This window comes from Holophagales bacterium (assembly GCA_016699405.1).
Lineage (GTDB): Bacteria > Acidobacteriota > Thermoanaerobaculia > Multivoradales > JAGPDF01 > JAAYLR01.
Genome location: CP064972.1, coordinates 1,928,197 through 1,944,986 on the forward strand (window position 1 = coordinate 1,928,197; position 16,790 = coordinate 1,944,986).

The 16,790-nt window shown below is 71.5% G+C and carries 15 protein-coding genes; 10 read left to right on the forward strand and 5 right to left on the reverse strand.

The annotated features are described in order from the left end of the window. Nucleotides 1-15 precede the first annotated feature (15 nt). Genes mutM through udk form a run of 3 tightly spaced genes read left to right on the forward strand, consistent with a single transcriptional unit; the run spans nucleotide 16 to nucleotide 2,369 of the window. Nucleotides 16-840, forward strand: a complete 825-nt coding sequence (gene mutM / locus IPJ17_08110) for a bifunctional DNA-formamidopyrimidine glycosylase/DNA-(apurinic or apyrimidinic site) lyase (GenBank protein ID QQR75523.1) — start codon at nucleotides 16-18, stop codon at nucleotides 838-840. Nucleotides 841-855: 15 nt separating this feature from the next. Next, a complete protein-coding gene (locus tag IPJ17_08115; GenBank protein QQR75524.1) occupies nucleotides 856-1,656 on the forward strand; it encodes an HAD family hydrolase in 801 nt (266 codons plus the stop codon). 59 nt (nucleotides 1,657-1,715) lie between these two features. Further along, nucleotides 1,716-2,369, forward strand: a complete 654-nt coding sequence (gene udk, locus IPJ17_08120) for a uridine kinase (protein QQR75525.1) — start codon at nucleotides 1,716-1,718, stop codon at nucleotides 2,367-2,369. 21 nt (nucleotides 2,370-2,390) lie between these two features. On the opposite strand, the gene IPJ17_08125 is transcribed toward udk, so the two are convergent. Then, nucleotides 2,391-3,767, reverse strand: a complete 1,377-nt coding sequence (locus IPJ17_08125; GenBank protein QQR75526.1) for a HAMP domain-containing protein — start codon at nucleotides 3,765-3,767, stop codon at nucleotides 2,391-2,393. Further along, nucleotides 3,764-4,453 (reverse strand): response regulator transcription factor, encoded by a 690-nt coding sequence (locus IPJ17_08130; GenBank protein QQR75527.1) that lies wholly within the window; start codon nucleotides 4,451-4,453, stop codon nucleotides 3,764-3,766. Before IPJ17_08130 ends, IPJ17_08125 begins: the two co-directional genes overlap by 4 nt. A 111-nt stretch (nucleotides 4,454-4,564) precedes the next feature. On the opposite strand from IPJ17_08130, the gene IPJ17_08135 reads away from it, so the two are divergent. The 5 genes from IPJ17_08135 to IPJ17_08155 all read left to right on the forward strand — a co-directional run bounded on the left by IPJ17_08135 (nucleotide 4,565) and on the right by IPJ17_08155 (nucleotide 10,827). Beyond that, a complete protein-coding gene (locus tag IPJ17_08135; GenBank protein QQR75528.1) occupies nucleotides 4,565-5,179 on the forward strand; it encodes a YceI family protein in 615 nt (204 codons plus the stop codon). A 108-nt stretch (nucleotides 5,180-5,287) separates the two neighbouring features. Continuing rightward, the gene (locus IPJ17_08140; GenBank protein ID QQR75529.1) at nucleotides 5,288-5,698 is read left to right on the forward strand and encodes a 6-carboxytetrahydropterin synthase; all 411 of its coding nucleotides are present in this window, start codon (nucleotides 5,288-5,290) and stop codon (nucleotides 5,696-5,698) included. Further along, entirely contained in the window at nucleotides 5,695-6,594 is a 900-nt protein-coding gene (locus tag IPJ17_08145; GenBank protein ID QQR75530.1) for a hypothetical protein, read from the forward strand. The genes IPJ17_08140 and IPJ17_08145 overlap by 4 nt, the downstream gene beginning before the upstream one ends. Beyond that, nucleotides 6,591-7,289 (forward strand): methyltransferase domain-containing protein, encoded by a 699-nt coding sequence (locus tag IPJ17_08150; GenBank protein ID QQR75531.1) that lies wholly within the window; start codon nucleotides 6,591-6,593, stop codon nucleotides 7,287-7,289. The genes IPJ17_08145 and IPJ17_08150 overlap by 4 nt, the downstream gene beginning before the upstream one ends. Nucleotides 7,290-7,485: 196 nt before the next feature. Next, nucleotides 7,486-10,827: a penicillin acylase family protein gene (locus IPJ17_08155; protein ID QQR75532.1), complete on the forward strand. Its 3,342-nt coding sequence runs from the start codon at nucleotides 7,486-7,488 to the stop codon at nucleotides 10,825-10,827. An 80-nt stretch (nucleotides 10,828-10,907) separates the two neighbouring features. Here IPJ17_08155 and IPJ17_08160 read toward each other — a convergent pair whose 3' ends face one another. The 3 genes from IPJ17_08160 to IPJ17_08170 are packed head-to-tail and all read right to left on the reverse strand — an operon-like array spanning nucleotide 10,908 to nucleotide 13,682. Beyond that, nucleotides 10,908-12,110, reverse strand: a complete 1,203-nt coding sequence (locus tag IPJ17_08160; GenBank protein ID QQR75533.1) for a DEAD/DEAH box helicase — start codon at nucleotides 12,108-12,110, stop codon at nucleotides 10,908-10,910. Between the two features lie 21 nt (nucleotides 12,111-12,131). Continuing rightward, complete coding sequence (gene dinB / locus IPJ17_08165; protein QQR75534.1) at nucleotides 12,132-13,193, reverse strand: DNA polymerase IV; 1,062 nt, start codon at nucleotides 13,191-13,193, stop codon at nucleotides 12,132-12,134. A 39-nt stretch (nucleotides 13,194-13,232) separates the two neighbouring features. Next, a complete protein-coding gene (locus IPJ17_08170; protein QQR75535.1) occupies nucleotides 13,233-13,682 on the reverse strand; it encodes a DUF814 domain-containing protein in 450 nt (149 codons plus the stop codon). A 156-nt stretch (nucleotides 13,683-13,838) separates the two neighbouring features. On the opposite strand from IPJ17_08170, the gene msrB reads away from it, so the two are divergent. After that, on the forward strand, nucleotides 13,839-14,363 hold the full coding sequence (msrB, locus tag IPJ17_08175) for a peptide-methionine (R)-S-oxide reductase MsrB (GenBank protein QQR75536.1): 525 nt from the start codon (nucleotides 13,839-13,841) through the stop codon (nucleotides 14,361-14,363). A 218-nt stretch (nucleotides 14,364-14,581) separates the two neighbouring features. Further along, entirely contained in the window at nucleotides 14,582-16,756 is a 2,175-nt protein-coding gene (locus tag IPJ17_08180) for an Rne/Rng family ribonuclease (protein QQR75537.1), read from the forward strand. Nucleotides 16,757-16,790 lie beyond the last annotated feature (34 nt).

Genomic DNA, 16,790 nt, shown 5'->3' on the forward strand with positions numbered 1-16,790 from the left:
AGAATCGCTCCCGCCATGCCCGAGCTCCCGGAAGTCGAAGTCCTTCGCCGCAGCCTCGAACCCCGGCTCGTCGGTCGTCGCATCGAGCGCGTCGAATCGCGGAACGTCTCCCTCCGCGAGCCGCTCGACGGCCCGGCGCTCCGCCGTGCCCTCGCCGGGCGGCGGATCCTCGCCGTTCGCCGCCGAGCCAAGTACCTGCTGATCGACGTGGAGGGCGGCTCGACTCTGCTCGTTCACCTCGGGATGAGCGGCCGGCTGACGCTTGCCCCGGACGAGACGGCTCGCGAGTCGCACGAGCACCTCGCCCTCCGTCTCGACGGCGGTGAGCGCCTGCGCCTGCGTGACCCGCGCCGGTTCGGTCTGGCGGTCGCCGTCGCGAGCGAGGGCCTGGAAGAGGACCCGCGGCTCGCCGGGCTGGGACCCGAGCCGCTCGCCGCCGACTTCGGACCGCAGAGCCTCCGCGAGGCCGCCGCGGGGCGGAGGGGGCCCGTCAAGACGTTCCTCATGAACGGCGCGGTAGTCGTCGGGGTCGGCAACATCTACGCGTCGGAAGCACTCTTCCGTGCGCGAGTCCATCCCGGGCGGACCGTCGACCGGCTGCGCGCCGCCCAGTGGGAACGGCTTGCCGCGGCGGTGATCGCGACGCTCCGCCAGGCGATCGCCGAGGGCGGGACGACCCTCAACGACTTTGCCGACGGCGCGGGGAACCCCGGCGAGTTCCAGGTTTCGCTCGCCGTCTACGGACGCGAAGGCGAACCCTGTCCGCGCTGTGCGGCGACGATCCGTCGCCTGGTGCAGGGAGGACGCAGCTCGTTCTATTGTCCGCGTTGTCAGCGTTGAGGAAAGGAGGCGGCGATGCCCTTGCGTGCGGTTCTGCTCGACATGGGCGGCGTGCTGCTCGAGTTCGGCAACGCCGAAGGGTTGCCGATGGGGCGCCACGACTTCCGCGGACGCGAGGCCCTGGTCGCGCTGCTTCGCGACCGGGAGGTCGGCCGAGGGGGCTCGCGCCCGCGCGCCGCCGCGCCGTCACGACCCGAGACGCGCATCGGCCAGGACGAGCTGGAGGAGCTTCTCTTCGCTCCCTGGAAGCGCGATCACGCCCGCCGCTACGAGCTGGGGCGGGAGGCCGACTGGCATCCACACCTCGCGCGCCTGCGACGCCGCAGTCGGCGGCGCTTCTCGGACCGCCGGCTGCTTGCCACCTGGTTTGCCCCGTTTGCCGAGACGGTCGCCCCCTTGCCGGGAGCGGTCGAGGCGCTGCGGGCCCTGCGGATGATCGGCGTCCCCCTGGCCCTGGTCTCGAACATTCCACTGCCCCGCGCGCACTACGAGCCGCTGCTCGACCGCCACGGAATGCTCGCGCCGTTCGCGGTGCGGCAGTTCAGCTACGAGGCCGGGTCGCGCAAACCGTCGCCGGCGATGTTGCTGGCTGCGCTCGCGGCGCTCGGCGTCTCCCCGGCGGAGGCGATCATGGTGGGCGACCGGAGGAGCGCCGACATCGCCGCCGGGCGCTCGGCCGGCGTGCGCACGGTCTGGTTGAAGTCGCCCGACGCCGTGGGGCCGGTGCCCGACCACACGATCGAGTCGATGGCCGAATTGCCTGCCCTGGTTCGTGCCCTCGCCGCCCCGGTGCATCCGGGCACCTCCCGAGCGTAGGATTCGATCGTGAGCCGCGCACTCTCGTCCCTTCGCTCCGTCCTCCGGCAGGTGATTCCGTGAACCGCCCCGTCGCCCTCGGAGTGGCCGGTGGAACCGGCTCCGGCAAGACCACCGTCGCGCGCGCGATTCTGACCGCCGTCGGCGCCGACCGCATCGCCTTCCTCGCGCAGGACAGCTACTACCGCGACGTCGAATGGCACTCCGACGACGAGCTGCGGGCGCACAACTTCGACCATCCCGATGCGCTCGACACCGACCTGCTGGTCTCGCACATCGCGGCGTTGAAGGCCGGGGAGCTCGTCGAGGCCCCGGTCTACGATTTCGTCCACCACCGGCGGACCGATCGGACGGTCCGGGTCGAGCCGCGGCCGGTCATCCTCGTCGAAGGGATCCTGCTCTTTGCCGAGCGTTCGATCCGCGAGCTGCTCGACTTCCGCGTCTTCGTCGACACGGACGCCGATGTCCGCTTGTTGCGCCGCCTCCGCCGCGACATGGCCGAACGCGGGCGCTCGGCGCTCGACGTGCTGCGCCAGTACGAGTCGACCGTGCGCCCGATGCATCTCGAGTTCGTCGAGCCGTCGAAGCGGTTCGCCGACGTGATCGTGCCGGAAGGGGGCGAGAACCGCGTCGCCCTCGAGATGGTGGCGGCACGCATCGACCAGCTCCTCGACCTGGCGGCGCGTCGCGCCGCCGCGGGGCGCGCGAGCTGACCGCTGCCGCACCGACCGCGCTCAGGTGGAGCGGGGGCGGAGCGGCAATCGGACCACGAAGCAGGTACCCGGCCCGTCGGTGGCGAGCGTGACCTCGCCGCCGTGCAGCTCGGCCACCCATCGCGACACGGCGAGGCCGAGGCCGCCGATCCCAGCGGCCTCCCCGCCGTTGGCCTCGACGCGGAAGTAGCGCTCGAAGAGCCGTTGGCGAGCTTCGGCAGGGATCCCTGCCCCGGAATCGGACACGGTGAGGTGGGCGAACCGGTCGGCCTGCCGCAGGACGAGGTCGATCGGCGAGCCGGCGGGTCCGTGCTTGAGGGCGTTGTCGACCAGGTTGAAGACGATCAGTCGGAGCAGCGCGGCGTCGCCGTCGACCACGAGGCCGGGGGCGAGCCGGCGGACGATGGCGATCCGGCGTTCGGCGGCGACCGCATCGAACCGGCGCAGGGTCTCCTCGACGAGCGGTGCGAGCTCGACCGGCGCCAAGTGGCGCTTCACCGGAGCTCCCGGCGAGGCGCGCGCCATGGCGAGCAGTCCCTCGACGACTTCGTGCAGGCGCTCGATCTCCTGCAGGTTGCCGCGCAGGAGCTCGCGGTACTCCTCCGGCGAGCGGTCGCGGCGCAGGGCGACCTCGAGCCCGGTGCGCAGCACGGTGAGCGGGTTGCGGATCTCGTGCGACGCGTCGGCGGTGAAGCGGCTCAGGTTCTGCACACTCTGCTGCAGCCGGTCGAGGAGTTGGTTGAACGCGCCGACGAGCGCGGCGACTTCGTCGACGGTGGCGTCCGACAGCGGAAGACGCTCGTCGAGGCGCTCGGGGCCGAGTCGCTGCGTGGCGGCCACCAGGTGGTCGACCGGCGCGAGAGCGCGACTGGCGAGCCGCCGTCCGCCATAGGCGGCGAGCGGGATCACCACCAGGCCGGCGAGCGTCAGCCGCAGTGCCAATCGGTGTGCGCGTTGGACGAGCGGTTCGAGCGAGCCGATCCCCTCGACGGAAAGCTCCGGCATCGCCGGTCCGACGAGGTGGCGGACGTGCATCAGCGGACGCGGTCGCTCGACAGTGGAGACGGCGAAGACCTGATCGGAGGGGACGCCGAGGAGCGGGGGCAGGTCCGGTGCGCCCGGGCTGGCAGCGACGACCTGGCCACGCCGCACGATGCGCAGCCAGAACGGGATCGGGTCCTTCTCGACGCCGGAAAGCTCCGGAGCGTCCAACTGCCCGGTGGCGCGCAGGGAGGAGGCGAGCGCCTCGGTCTCGTTGCGCAGGGCGACGACGGCAAGCTGGCGAGCGGTTCCTGTCGCGTAGAGCCAGCCGAGCGCGGCGCCCGCGCCGTAGAGGGCGAGCATCGCACCGCCCAGCCACCATGTGAGTCGCCCCTTGAGCGAGCGGGGGCGTCTCACCGCGGCTCCGCGCCGTGGGGCGGGCGCAGGACGTAGCCGATCCCGGGCTCGGCGTGAATCCAACGCTCGCCGCTCCCCTCTTCGAGCTTGCGGCGCAGGCGCGCGACGATGACGTCGATCGTGTTGCTGCGCGCTTCGTAGGTGGCGTCCCAGGCGCCTTCGGCAATGCGCGCCCGGCTCAGCACGAGACCGACGTTGAGCATCAGGAGCTCGAGCAGGGCGAACTCGCGCGGCGACAGCTCGAGGGGCCGGTGGTCGAGCTCGACCTGGTGCGCCTCGCGATCGAGCCGCAGGCCGCCCACGGCGAGGACCCGCCGGGGTGGGGCGGCTCGTCGGCGCAGCAGGGCGTGGACGCGGGCGAGCAGCTCCTCGAAGGCGAACGGCTTGGTCAGGTAGTCGTCGGCGCCGGCCCCCAGTCCCTCCACTTTCTCGGCAAGGAGGTCGCGGGCGGTCAACATGAGCACCGGGGTCGACATCCCCTCGCTGCGCCAGGCGCGCAGCAGGTCGACGCCCGAGCCGTCGGGCAGGACCCAGTCGAGCAGCACGAGGTCGTAGTCGGTCTCGACCGCCCGCTCGCGGGCTTCGCCGGCCGACGCCACCGCGTCGACGGCGAAGCCTTCCTCCCGCAGGCCGCGGGCGAGAAGTCCGGCGAGTCGGTGCTCGTCCTCGACGAGAAGCAGGCGCATCGTGCTCCATGGTAATCCGCTTCGCAGCCATCCGGGGCGGTCGGCGGTCTAGACTGCGGCGTGCTCGGCCGGTCGAACGCCTCGACCCCAGGCCGTGGCGGGAGGATGACGATGTCCGACTGCACTCGTGACCGATGCCCTGCCGCCCGCCGCGTCGGGCTGGCTCTCCTGGTCCTCCTGGTCTGGGGTGGAGCCGCCTCGTCGCTGCTTGCCGCGGATCGAGTGCTGCGGCTCGACCCCGCCGCGACCCACATCGACTTCTTTCTCGGAACGCCGCTCCACGACGTCGAAGGCAGCTTCCGGCTCAAGTCGGGGGAGATCCGTTTCGACGACGAGGCCGGGACGGCGAGCGGAGAGGTGGTCGTCGAGCTGACCGGGGCACGGACCGGCAACGGTTCCCGCGACGAAACGATGCACCAGGAGGTGCTCGAGTCCCAGAAGTTTCCCCTGGCCTCGTTCCGTTTCGAGCGGATCGAGGGGCGAGTCCCGGTCTCCGGCCGGGGAGAGGTCAAGCTCACCGGGTCGCTGGACTTCCACGGTGCGCCCCACTCGATGACGGTCCCAGCGAGCGTGACCGTGGACGGCGAGCGGCTCACCGCCACGGCGGAGCTCGTCATCCCGTTCCTCGACTGGGGTCTCCATGATCCGAGCCTCTTCCTGATCAAGGTGCAGCGCCAGGTGAAGGTAACGATTCGAGCCACCGGACAGCTCGGCGCCGGGAGCTAGAAACCCCTCCCGAGCGGGGCTGGCGGGACCTCCCGTGGGTGCGAGACAATGGAGTCCGCCGGCCTCCGGGTTCTTACCGGAGCACCCCCCGGCGATCCCGGAAACCTGGTGACACGCGATTTCCCGCCCCCGTCCGTCCGCTACGTTCTCCGCATCCGTGCGTCCTTCGAAGCGGAGCATCATCTCGTTTCCTACAAGGGAGTCCCCGAGACGCCCCACGGTCATTCCTGGCAGGTCGAAGTCTGTCTGGTGGCGGAGGCGCTCGACCGCGAGGGGATGGCCTTCGATTTCGTCGAGGTCCGGCAACAGCTCGAGAGCCTCGTGCGACCCTTCGATCGGGGCGATCTGAATCGACTGCCGCCTTTCGACGCGGTCAGCCCGACCGCCGAACATCTCGCCGCCTGGCTTCTCGCCGAGTTGAGAGCACGGCTGCCGCACGCTGGAATCGACGCCGTGACCGTGTGGGAGGGGCCGGACTGTTCCGCGACGTGCCAGATCCTCGAGGAGAATCACCGATGAATCGATCGCTGCGCGTCGCCCTCTGCTTGAGCGGGGTGCTGGGTGCCCTGGTGTCGGCTGCTGCCTGTCGCCGGCAGGATCCGCCGGTCGCCGAGCTCGCGGTGACTCCGCCGAGCCTCACGCTGGCCTACCCCGAGTTTCGCGATCTCGAGCTGGTCTTCAAGCCGAAGACCGATCGCGAGACCCTCGGCCGTTCGCCGACCGTCTTCGTCCACCTGCTGAGCGCTCCGGGGGACGTGCTACGCACGTTCGATCATCCGCTCCCGGACGGTTGGAAGCCTGGCGAGACACTGCGCTATCCCCTTCGCCTCGTGCAGTCGGCGATCGGCGAGGCGCTGCCGGCCGGCGAGTACACCCTGAGCCTCGGCGTCTACGATGCCGACGACCGCCGCCGTTTCGCACTCTCGACCAAGGGCAAGGAGATCGACCGGCACGAGTACGCCGTGGCCTCGGTCCGCGTTCCCGAGGCCACCGGTGCGATCCCACGCTTCGAGTTCTCCTCGACCTGGTTGCCGACCCAGGCCGGCTCGGACCAGCAGATCGTCGCCTCGCGCTGGCTCGGTGACGCCGAAGGGTCGTTGCGCGTCACCGGCCTGACGGTCGGGAGCCGTCTTCACCTGATGCTGCGGCTGCCGAGCGGCAGCGAGCCGGGGCTGCGCTTCGAGCGCCTTCCGGACGCCCAGGGGCCGGCGCTGGCGATCCGCTCCAACTGCAGCCCCGAGGAGCTGGTCCTGACCGGGCCGGGCGTGCACGCGGTCGAGCTGGTTGTTCCGCCGGGTGTGGCCGACGGAGCGTGCGAGATCGGTCTTCATGCCAATTTCGTGCTGGCCAGCGAGCGGGCGGCGGTGCGCTACGCCGTCCTTCTCGAGTCGCTTGCCTGGCAGAGCCCGCGATGAGCGTCCGGCGCCCCGGCGCCGCGCGTGATCCGATCCTGCGGCCCGCCCAGGGGCGCTATCTGCGGAGCCTTCTCTCGCCGCGCGATCCGCTCCTCGCCGAGCTCGAGCGAGGGGACGAAGGCCTCGCGTCTCGCCGACGCGATCCCGCCACGGTCCGGCTGCTCGAAGTGCTCGCCGCGACACGCGAGCCCGCCCGGGTGCTCGACCTCGCCTGCGGCGCCGGCGAGGGAACGCTCGCTGTCGCCCGAGGTGCGCCGCGGGCGACGATCGTCGCCGTCGAGAGCTGCCCCGACCTGGCGGCGATCGCCCGTGCAACCTTCGAGCGCGGTCTCGTCGCCGAGCGTGTCGAGCTCGTCGAGGAGGATCCGCTCGCGCTGCTCGGCCGAGCGGGCGGGCCGTACGATCTCGTCCTGCTCGAGGCGCCGGCACCGTGGGCACGGCAACTCGTCGATCACGTGCTGCCACAGCTTGCGGTGCGCGGCATGGTGATCGTCGATCGCTGTCTCGCCGAGGGTCGCCTGGCCGACCCGACGGCGGCGGATCTCGACGACCCGGCGAGGCGACGAGTCGAGCTGCTCAATCCGTACCTGATGATCCATCCCCAGCTCCGTGCCGTGATGTTGCCGATCGGCGACGGCGTCATCCTGGCGAGCAAGAGCCGTCCCTTGGTCCTCGAGCTGGGCGGACCGTTCTGAGCCGGGAAGGCCGGACGAGCTGCGATTTCCCGGCCGAGAGTCGGCGGCGACGACCTGGGCAGGGGGGTCTTTCCGTAGAATGAGCCGGGCTGTTCATTCGTGAAGTCGGTTCGATTCGGAGCTTTGTCGGGGGGCTGATCCAGTGCTGCGGGAGCGGTCGGGCGAGGCGTGCCAGACGAACGATGCGGGAGCGCCATTGCCGCCGCGCTCCGCGCTCCGTTGGGCTCCTGCCTCGCCGGTTGCCGCCTGGACTTGGGTTTTCGCCGGCGGCTTCGGCCTTGCCTGTGTCGCCGCTCCCGCTGTCTACGCGCTGCTGCTCGCCGCGTCGCCGCAGGTCGAATGGCCGTTCTCGCGGGTCTTCAACCGGGTGGCGATGGCGTGCGGCGTGGTGGTGCTCCTCCTCGTCCGGAGAGCCGTCGGGTGGGAGGAGCTGCGTCGGTTGATCAACCGGGGATCTCGCGGCGAGAACGCGCGTGAAACCGGGGCCGGATTCCTCGCCGCCCTCGCCGGCGTGGCGGTCGGTCTGACCGCCGCCTTCCGGTTCGGCGAGCTCGGCTGGCCGGCGCACGAGTACCGCTTCTTCGCCCTGCGCACCGCGACCGCGCTGGCGGGCGCCGTCGTCGCGGGGTTTCTCGAAGAGGCCTTCTTCCGCGGGATGATGCTGCCGCGACTGGCGGCCGGGGTCGGCTGGCGACGTGCGGTGCTGGCGACCAGCTTCGCCTACGCCGTCGTCCACCTGATGGTGTCGGACCCGACCTTTCGCCGGACCGGCTACTCGCCGCTCGACGGGTTCTCCTACCTGCAGCAGGTGATCGCCCGCCAGCTCGAGCCGGCCTCGCTGGCGGTCCTCTTCGGGCTGTTCGTGCTGGGGCTCTCGGTGGCCGAGGTGGTGCGGCGCACGGGCTCGCTCTACCTCGCCATCGGCCTCCACGCCGGGTGGGCGTTCTGCTTCCAGAGCGCGCGCCACGGCACGCGCGTGATGGTCGAGATCCCCGGTTCCTCCCTGCTGGCCACCCGGCAGTTTCTCCTCGGACGTCCCTGGGCCTGGGCGGCCCTGGTCTTCTCCAGTCTGCTGGCCGTCTGGTGGGTGAGTCGGTCGGCCATCGCCGGGCGGCGTCGGCTCTTCGCGAGTGTCGCGCACGTCACCCTGCCGATCCGGGCTAGGCTTCGTCCCATGTCGCGCGTCCTTCGCCGCCTCTTCCTCGTCGTCATGTCGCTGATCCTCGTCGCCGGTGCCGTCGCCGCCGGAGCCTTCGTCTGGATGTCGCGGTCGGGACGCCCGCAGCGCCGAGGCGAGGCGGCGATCGCGGGTCTCGGTGCGGCGGTCGAGGTGCGGTTCGACGGATGGGGCGTGCCCCACGTGCGAGCCGCGTCGGGGCGCGACCTGGCGGCGGCCCTTGGCTGGCTGCACGCCAACGATCGCTTCTTCCAGATGGAGCTGGGGCGGCGGGCGGCGGCCGGCAGGCTCTCCGAATTGCTCGGCGACCGCACGGTGGAGCTCGATCGCTCCTTCCGCGAATTGCGTCTTCGCCGAGCCGCCGAGCGGCTCTGGGAGGGCGCGTCGGACGAGAGTCGCGACTGGCTCGTGGCCTACGCCTCCGGGGTGAACGCCTGGCTCACGGCGCGCGGAACCGATCTGCCGCCCGAGCTCGAGCTACTCGGCGCGCGGCCCGAACCGTGGGAGCCGGTCGACAGTCTCGGGTTCGTCCTGCTCATGGCTCGCGACCTGTCGTTCTGGGACGGCCGCCCCGAGGAGGTCCGGTTCGGCTGGTTGCGTGCCTTCGGCCCGGAGCGGGCACGCCAGCTCGTGGGCCTGCCGGCGGCCGAGATCCCGGCGGCGATCGCTGCCCTGGCCGCCGGGTCGTCGCCCGCTGTCGCGAGCTCGGTGGCGCCCGCCGGCTCGATGAGCTCACCCGACCTCGCCGCGGGCAGCAACAACTGGGCCGTCGGCGCCGAGCGCAGCGCGACCGGGTCGGCGCTGGTCGCCAACGACCCTCACCTCGCCCTGCGTCTGCCCGGGGTCTGGTTCGAGGCGCACCTCGTGGCGCCGGACTACGAGGTCTCGGGCGTCACGATTCCCGGGACCCCCGGTGTAGTGATCGGTCGCACCGCACGTCTCGCCTGGGCTTTCACCAACGTGATGCTCGATGACCACGATCTCTTCTTCGAGCAACTCGACGCCACGGGAGCGCAAGTTCGCCGAGGCGCCGGCTGGAGTCCGGTGAAGCGCGAGACGTCGGTCATTCGCGTCCGCGGTGGGGCGGAGGTCCGGCTCGAGCTCGCCGAGACCGACCGGGGTCCGCTGCTGCCGGCGGATCCGGCGCGTCGCCTTCCGGCGCGCAGCCTTGCCTGGACCGCCTACGAACCGGCCGATCCGCTGAAGGCGCTGACCGCACTCGCTCGTGCGTCGCGAGTCGAGGAGGTCCCGGCAGCGATCGGGTCGTTCGTCTGTCCGGCGCAGAACCTGGTCGTCGGCGATGTCGAGGGAGGACTGCTCCACGCCGTCCTCGGGCGCTTGCCGCATCGACTCGCCGGCGACGGACGGTTCCCCTCGCCGGGATGGGACCCGGCCTACGGCTGGAACGGCTTGCTCCCGGCGAGCGAGAACCCGGTTCGGCGAGCTCCGGCCGATGGCATGCTGGTCACGGCGAACAACGACAGTTGGGGGAGCACCCGGCCGGCGGCGCTCGTCGCCGATTTCGACAGCCCCCACCGTGCCGACCGGATCGCGAGTCGCCTCGGCGAGCGCCGCGACTGGACGGCCGAGGCGCTCGTGGCGGTGCAGACCGACGTCATCTCGCGCTATGCGCTCGAGGTGGTGTCGGCGATCGCCGGCGACCATCGCGGCGAGGCGGGGCGAGCCTACCGGGAGCTGCGCGCGTGGAACGGCGCCATGGGGCGGCACGGGGCCGGGGCGCTCTTCGTGCTGCTCGAGCGTGAGCTGCGAACCCGCCTGTTCGCCGACGAGGCGACCGCGGCGGGTATCCCGCGATTCGACAGCCGCGAGCGGCTGCTGGGCCTGTTGCACGGCGAGATCGACGCGTCGTTCGTCGATGACGTGTCGACCCCCCAGCACGAGACGAGGGCGGAGATCGTCACCGCGGCATTGGCGGCGGCATGGCGCGAAGGTAGCGGTCGCTTTGGTCCGGCGGTTTCGCAGTGGCCTTACGGGGAGATCCACCAGCTCACCCTGTCGCACCCGCTCGGCGCGCTCCCGGTTCTCGGCCCCTGGTTCGACCGTGGACCGATGTCGCTTCCTGGCTCCGCAACGACGGTCGACGCCTTCGGTGCCGTCTGGAAAGGCGACCGGCAGGCGGTGACCTACGGCCCGTCGATGCGGCGGACGACCGACCTGCGAAATCCGGACACGACCTTCTCGGTCCTGCCGGGCGGCCAGTCGGGGCATCCGGGGGATCGACACTACGACGACCAGCTACGGCTCTACCTGGCGGGGGAGAGCCGGCCGGTGGCGTGGAGCGAGGCGGCAGTCAGCCGAGCCACGGTGTCGGTGCTGCGCCTGCTGCCCGCGTCGCACTGAGGTTCGGGCGGCTCCGCCCCGCCGCAGCGGTGGTAACGCCGCTCCATCTCGCGCCTCCGGAGTGGGGTGCTTTCCTTCGCCTAGCGAAGCCGGCGGCGCATCGTGCGCTTCGAGGTGCGCTCGACGTAGGGCTCGACGCCGGGGGCGGTGCAACGGGGGAGCTCGAGGCCGAGGGTCTGTTCGATCTCCTTGACCATCGGTTTGTCGAGGAAGGTCGCGATGGTCGAGACCAGCCCCTGGGCGTTGCCGCGCGCGGTGCGGCCGGCGCGGTGGATGTAGTCCTCCACCGTGTCGGGGATCTCGTAATTGATGATGTGGCGGATCCCGACGACGTCGATGCCCCGTGCCGCGACGTCGGTGGCGACGAGGATCCGATGCTGCCCTTCGCGGAAGCCGTCGAGCGCGGCCAGGCGCTGCTGCTGGGAGAGGTCGGAGTGGATCCGTTCGACCGGGTGCCCTTCGCGCACCAGCATCTTGGCGAGCCATTCGGCGTCGACCTTGCGACGGGTAAAGACCAGCGTGCTGCCGAGCTCCTGGTTCAGCAGGGCGAGGATGCACGGGCGCTTGGCGTCGATGTCCACGAGGTAGAGCCGGTGCTGGATGCCGCTCGCCGTCTTGCCCACCGGCGTGATGTCGATCCGCTCCGGCTCGGTGAGGAAGCGCTGGGCGAGCCGTTCGATCGGCGGCGGCATGGTGGCCGAGAACATCATCGTGTGGCGAACCGCCGGGAGCCGCTCGAGGATGCGATGGATCTGGGGCATGAAGCCGAGATCCAGCATGTGGTCGGCCTCGTCGAGCACGAGCTCGGTGACCTGGTCGAGTCGCACCGTGCCGCGCTCGGCGTGGTCGAGGAGCCGACCGGGGGTGGCCACCAGGATGTCCATGCCGCGGGCCAGCGCATCGATCTGGTGGCGGATGTTGAGCCCGCCGACGATCGAGGCGGCGCGCAGGCGATGGCTGGCGCCGAAGTAGTCGGCGTGGGCCTTGGTCTGCAGAGCGATCTCGCGGGTCGGCGAGAGGATGAGGGCCCGCACCCCCTTGCCGCCGCGCAGCCGCTGGACGATCGGCAGGACGAACGCAGCGGTCTTGCCGGAGCCGGTTTCGGCCAGCCCGATGAGGTCGCGGCCGGCGAGCGCCGAGGGGATCACCCGCAATTGAATGGGTGTGGGGTGGCGGTAGCCGAGCTCGGCGACCGCCTGGAGAAGCTGCGGATCGAGGCCTAGGCCGTCGAACCCGGCTTCGGTGGTGGGAACGGGATGTTGGGGAAGGGACCGCTCAGGCATGTCCCCCCAGCTTATCGCGCCTCAGAAAAGGGAGGGTTGGACCCCCTCCGGGTCCTCCTCGAGGAAGTTCGACAGCCCGACGCCGATGAGTCGCAGGCGGGTGTCGGCCGGGAGACCGCAGCGCCCCAGGAGATCGGCCGCCACCTCCTCGACCTCGGCGGCGTCGGACGGCGTGCGGAGGAGCGTGCGCCGCCGAGTCAGCGTCGTGAAGTCGGCGGTCCGCAGCTTCAGGGTGACCGTCCGCGGGATGCGACGGCGTTTCTCGACGCCGGCCCAGGCTCGTCGCGCGGCGGCGGCGAGCTCGGCGCCGACGTCGTCGATCGGCAGGTCGTGCGTGAAGGTGTTCTCCGACGAGATCGAGCGCGCCGGGCGGTTGGGAACCACCGGGTGCTCGTCGATTCCGTGAGCAAGCTCGAAGAGCCGCTCGCCGTAGCGTCCGAAATGGCGGACGAGGTCGCGGGCGGCGGCCTGCCGGAGGTCGCCGACGGTGAGGAAGCCGTGGCGGTGGAGCGCCTTCTCCGTCGCCTGTCCGACGCCGGGGAGGCGCGCGACGGGAAGCGGGGCGAGGAACGCCTCGACCTGGTGCGGCTTGATGACGAAGAGGCCGTCGGGCTTGCGCCAGTCGGAGGCGATCTTGGCGAGGAACTTGTTCGGCGCCACGCCCGCCGAGGCGGTCAGGCCGGTCGCGGCGCGGATCTCGCGCCGGATCGCCTCGGCGGTGGCCGTCGCGGTGGGCAGACCGGTCAGCTCGGCCGTCACGTCGAGGTACGCCTCGTCGAGCGAGAGCGGCTCGACGAGCGGCGTGTGCGTCAGGAAGATCGCCCGCACCGCGCGCGAGATCTCGCGGTAGCGGTCGAATCGCGGGCGCACCAGAACGGCCTCCGGACAGAGCCGCATCGCCCGCGCGGTGGGCATCGCCGACCGCACCCCGAAGCGGCGGGCCTCGTACGACGCGGCGCAGACGACGCCGCGCTGCTCGGCGCTCCAGGCGACGACCACCGGGCGGCCGGCGAGCTCCGGACGGTCGTGTTGCTCGACCGAGGCGTAGAAGGCGTCCATGTCGACGTGGAGGATCTTGCGCATGGCCGGAGGCTGCCCCGAGAGCTCTGGAGCCGGGGCGGCTCAGTCGGCAGAAGGGCCGTCGTCGGCCTTCCACGGCGAGGCGAAGACGGTTTCGTAGTCGCGGATCTCGACCTTCCCCGCCGGCAGACCGCGCGGCTTGCGGACGTCGCCGGCCCGAGCCAGGTGGACGGCCACCTTGCCGCCGCGGCGAGCCTTCGAGTGGGCCGCGGCGAGCGAGGCGGCGAAGCGCAGCGTTTCGCGCGGCAGGCGAGGCAGGCGGTCGGGGTTGCGCACCACGACGTGCGAGCCCGACTCGCTGGCCACGTGCAGCCAGAAATCCTGCGGGGCGGCGAGGCGCAGCGAGAGGTCGTCGTTGTCGCCGGCGCTCTTGCCGACCAGCACGATGAGCCCGTCCGGCGAGGTGAACCGGCGGGCGATCGCGCGCCCCGCGAAGACTCCGGCATCGGGGTCGGAGGGTGGGGGCGGACCGGAGCGGGAGCGGACGGCCATCGCCGAGTTTCTATCACCGGCCGGGGTGACACCGGCGAGCGCGTTGCGGCATCCCAGTCGACGGAGGCAGCGTAGGAGTCAGTAGCGCTGGCGAGATGAACCTCCTCCGTTCCGGCGACCCGGTCCGGTCGTTCCGGCCGAGGGGGGAGACAGGAGATGACCATGACGACGATCGTGTCCCGTGCTGCCGGAATTGGCCTGGTCCTGCTGCTTGCCGGCTGTGGCGTGGTCAGTGAGCCGAGCGCCCGGGCGAACGAACCGATACCGGAAAGGAGCGACCGCGTGGTGAAGAGCGAAGCGGAGTGGAAGGCGATCCTGACTCCCGAACAGTTCCGCGTCCTGCGCCAGAAGGGGACCGAGCGGGCCTTCACCGGCGCAACCTGGGACGAGCATCGTCCGGGCGTCTACCGATGCGCCGCCTGCGGCCTCGAGCTCTTCCGGTCGGACGCGAAGTTCGACTCGGGTACCGGTTGGCCGAGCTTCTGGCAGCCGGCGGCGCCCGACGCCGTGGCGACCGAGTCCGACTGGTCGTTCGGCATGCGCCGCACGGAGGTGCGCTGCGCGCGCTGTGGCGGTCACCTCGGCCACGTCTTCGAGGACGGGCCGGCGCCGACCGGTCTGCGCTACTGCATGAACTCGGCGGCGATGACCTTCGAAGCGGCGCCGAACGCCGGCAAGTGACAGCTGCCGTCGCACGAGGAAGCGGGGGCCACGACCGGGCGATTCGCGACGGTCGTGTCCCCCGGCGACCCGGCTGAGACGGCCGGCCCGCCCCGGCTGCGAGCCACGATCCACGAACTGGTAGACTCCCCGTGGCGCTCTGGCGCCGTTGCCCCGTCGGTTCGAGTCCTCCCGGCGGCCTTCCGAGGTCGCCGAGCCGTCTTCCCGTGGAGTCACGCTTGGCACGTCGCATGCTCATCAATGCCCGCAGCCCGGAAGAGCTGCGGATCGCTCTCGTCAGCGACCGGCAACTCGAGAGCTACCAGGTCGAAGTCGCCGATACCACCCTGACCCGCGGCAACATCTACCGCGGCGTCATCGCCGGGATCCAGCCGGCCCTCAACGCGGCGTTCGTCGACTACGGAGCCGATCGCAACGGCTTCCTGGCGATCCAGGATGTCGTTGCCGGGGCGCGCACGCGCCAGCCCGCCAGCGAGGACGAACGCCCGTCGATCGACGAGATCCTCGAACGAGGGCGACCGATCGTCGTCCAGGTCACGCGCGATCCGGAGGGGACCAAGGGGGCGGCGCTCACCACCAACCTCTCGCTCGCCGGGCGCTACCTGGTGCTGACCCCGTTCGACGACCACCGCGGCGTGTCCCGCAAGGTCGAAGACGAGGAGTCGCGGCGCGAGCTGCGCGAGATGGTCGGCAAGCTCGATCTCCCCGAGGGCTGTGGCGTCATCGTGCGGACCAACGCCTTCGGGCAGACCCGCACCGAGCTCAACCGCGACGCCGCAGCCCTGCTCAAGCTGTGGAAGCGGATCCAGGTCGAGGGCAAGGGCGGCCGGAGCTGGAAGCTGCTCTACAGCGACCAGGACCTGATCCTCAAGGCGCTGCGCGACCAGCTCGACAACTCGGTCGAGGAGATCCTGGTCGACGACGACATGGCGTTCGCCAGCGCCGAGGCCTACGTCCAGGCCTTCATGCCGCGATCGAAGGTCGTGCTGACGCGCTACGAAGATCGTGCGCCGCTGTTCACCGCCTTCGACCTCGAGGCGCAGATCGAGGCGATCTACCGCCGCTCGGTGCCGCTCGGCTCGGGAGGAGCGATCGTCATCGACGGCACCGAGGCGCTGACCGCCATCGACGTGAACTCCGGCAAGTCGACGCGCGCCGCGAGCCAGGAAGAGACCGCCTACGCGACGAATCTCGAAGCGGCCGTCGAAGTGGCACGGCAGCTCCGCCTGCGCGACATCGGCGGCCTGGTGGTCGTCGACTTCATCGACATGAAGTCGGCCAAGCACCGCAAGCTGGTGGAGAAGGCGGTCAAGGACGCGATGAAGCCCGACCGGGCGCGCGTCACCATCGGGCGGATCAGCGGCAACGGGTTGCTCGAGATCAACCGGCAGCGCATCCAGCAGGAGCTCAAGGTGCGCAGCCACCGCTCCTGCCCGACCTGCGACGGCACCGGACGCATCGCCAGCCCCGAGATCGTCGGCCTGAACCTCCTGCGCCGCATCGAGGCCCGCGCCGTCACCGGAAGGCTCGGCAGGGTGCGGATCGAGCTCCATCCCGAGCTCGCCGACGCCTTCCAGAACCAGCGCCGCCACGAGATCGCCAAGCTCGAGCGGGAGTTCCACCTGAGCGTCGAGGTCATCGCCTCGGCACGCCTTCACCGGCCGGACGAGGTCATCCAGTGGGAGGAGCGCGAGGGTGGAACGATCTTCGAGCCGGCACCGAAGGTCGCCAAGCCGGCCGTCCAGGTTCGCGACGTGCTGGCCGCGGCGGCTCCGGACGAGGAGCCGGCGGGCGAGTCGGACGGTGAGGTGCGCCAGGCCGGCAAGCGCCGGCGCAAGCGGCGTGGCAAGGACAAGGAGCGCGACAAGCCGAAGGCCGGGGGCGAGGCGCCCGAAGCGAAGCCGGAGCGCGAGGCCGGAGCGCGCGGGGGCGGTCGCCCAGCCAAGGGCCGGCGCCGCGAAAAGGTCCGGCCGCCCGCGCCCGTCGGCGCTCCTGCCGCGGCCGCGGTCGCGGGGCACGAGGTCGAACCTTCTGTCGACCCCCAGCCCGACGACGCCTCCGGTCCGGGCAATCCGTCGAGCGAGCCGAAGGGGAAGCGCCGCCGCCGCCGTCGTCGTCGAGGCGGGAACGGCAGCGGGGGCGAGGGCAGTGGCGGTCCCGGTGCCGGCTCCGAGGGCGGTCCGACGACCGGAGGCCCGGGGGAGGGCGGATTCGAGGGCGGCGACGAGTCGCGTGGCGCCTCCGAGGGCGGCAGCGAGAGCGCTCCGGGGGAGCTGAAGGCCAGGCGCCGCTCGCGGCGACGCAATCGGCGCCGCGGTCCGCGCGGGGCCGGGGGACCGCTCGCCGGCGACGACGGCAACGGCTCGCCGCCCGTCGGGCCGCCGGCCGGTTGATCGAAGTCGGATCCGTCGAATCAGGATTGCCGCA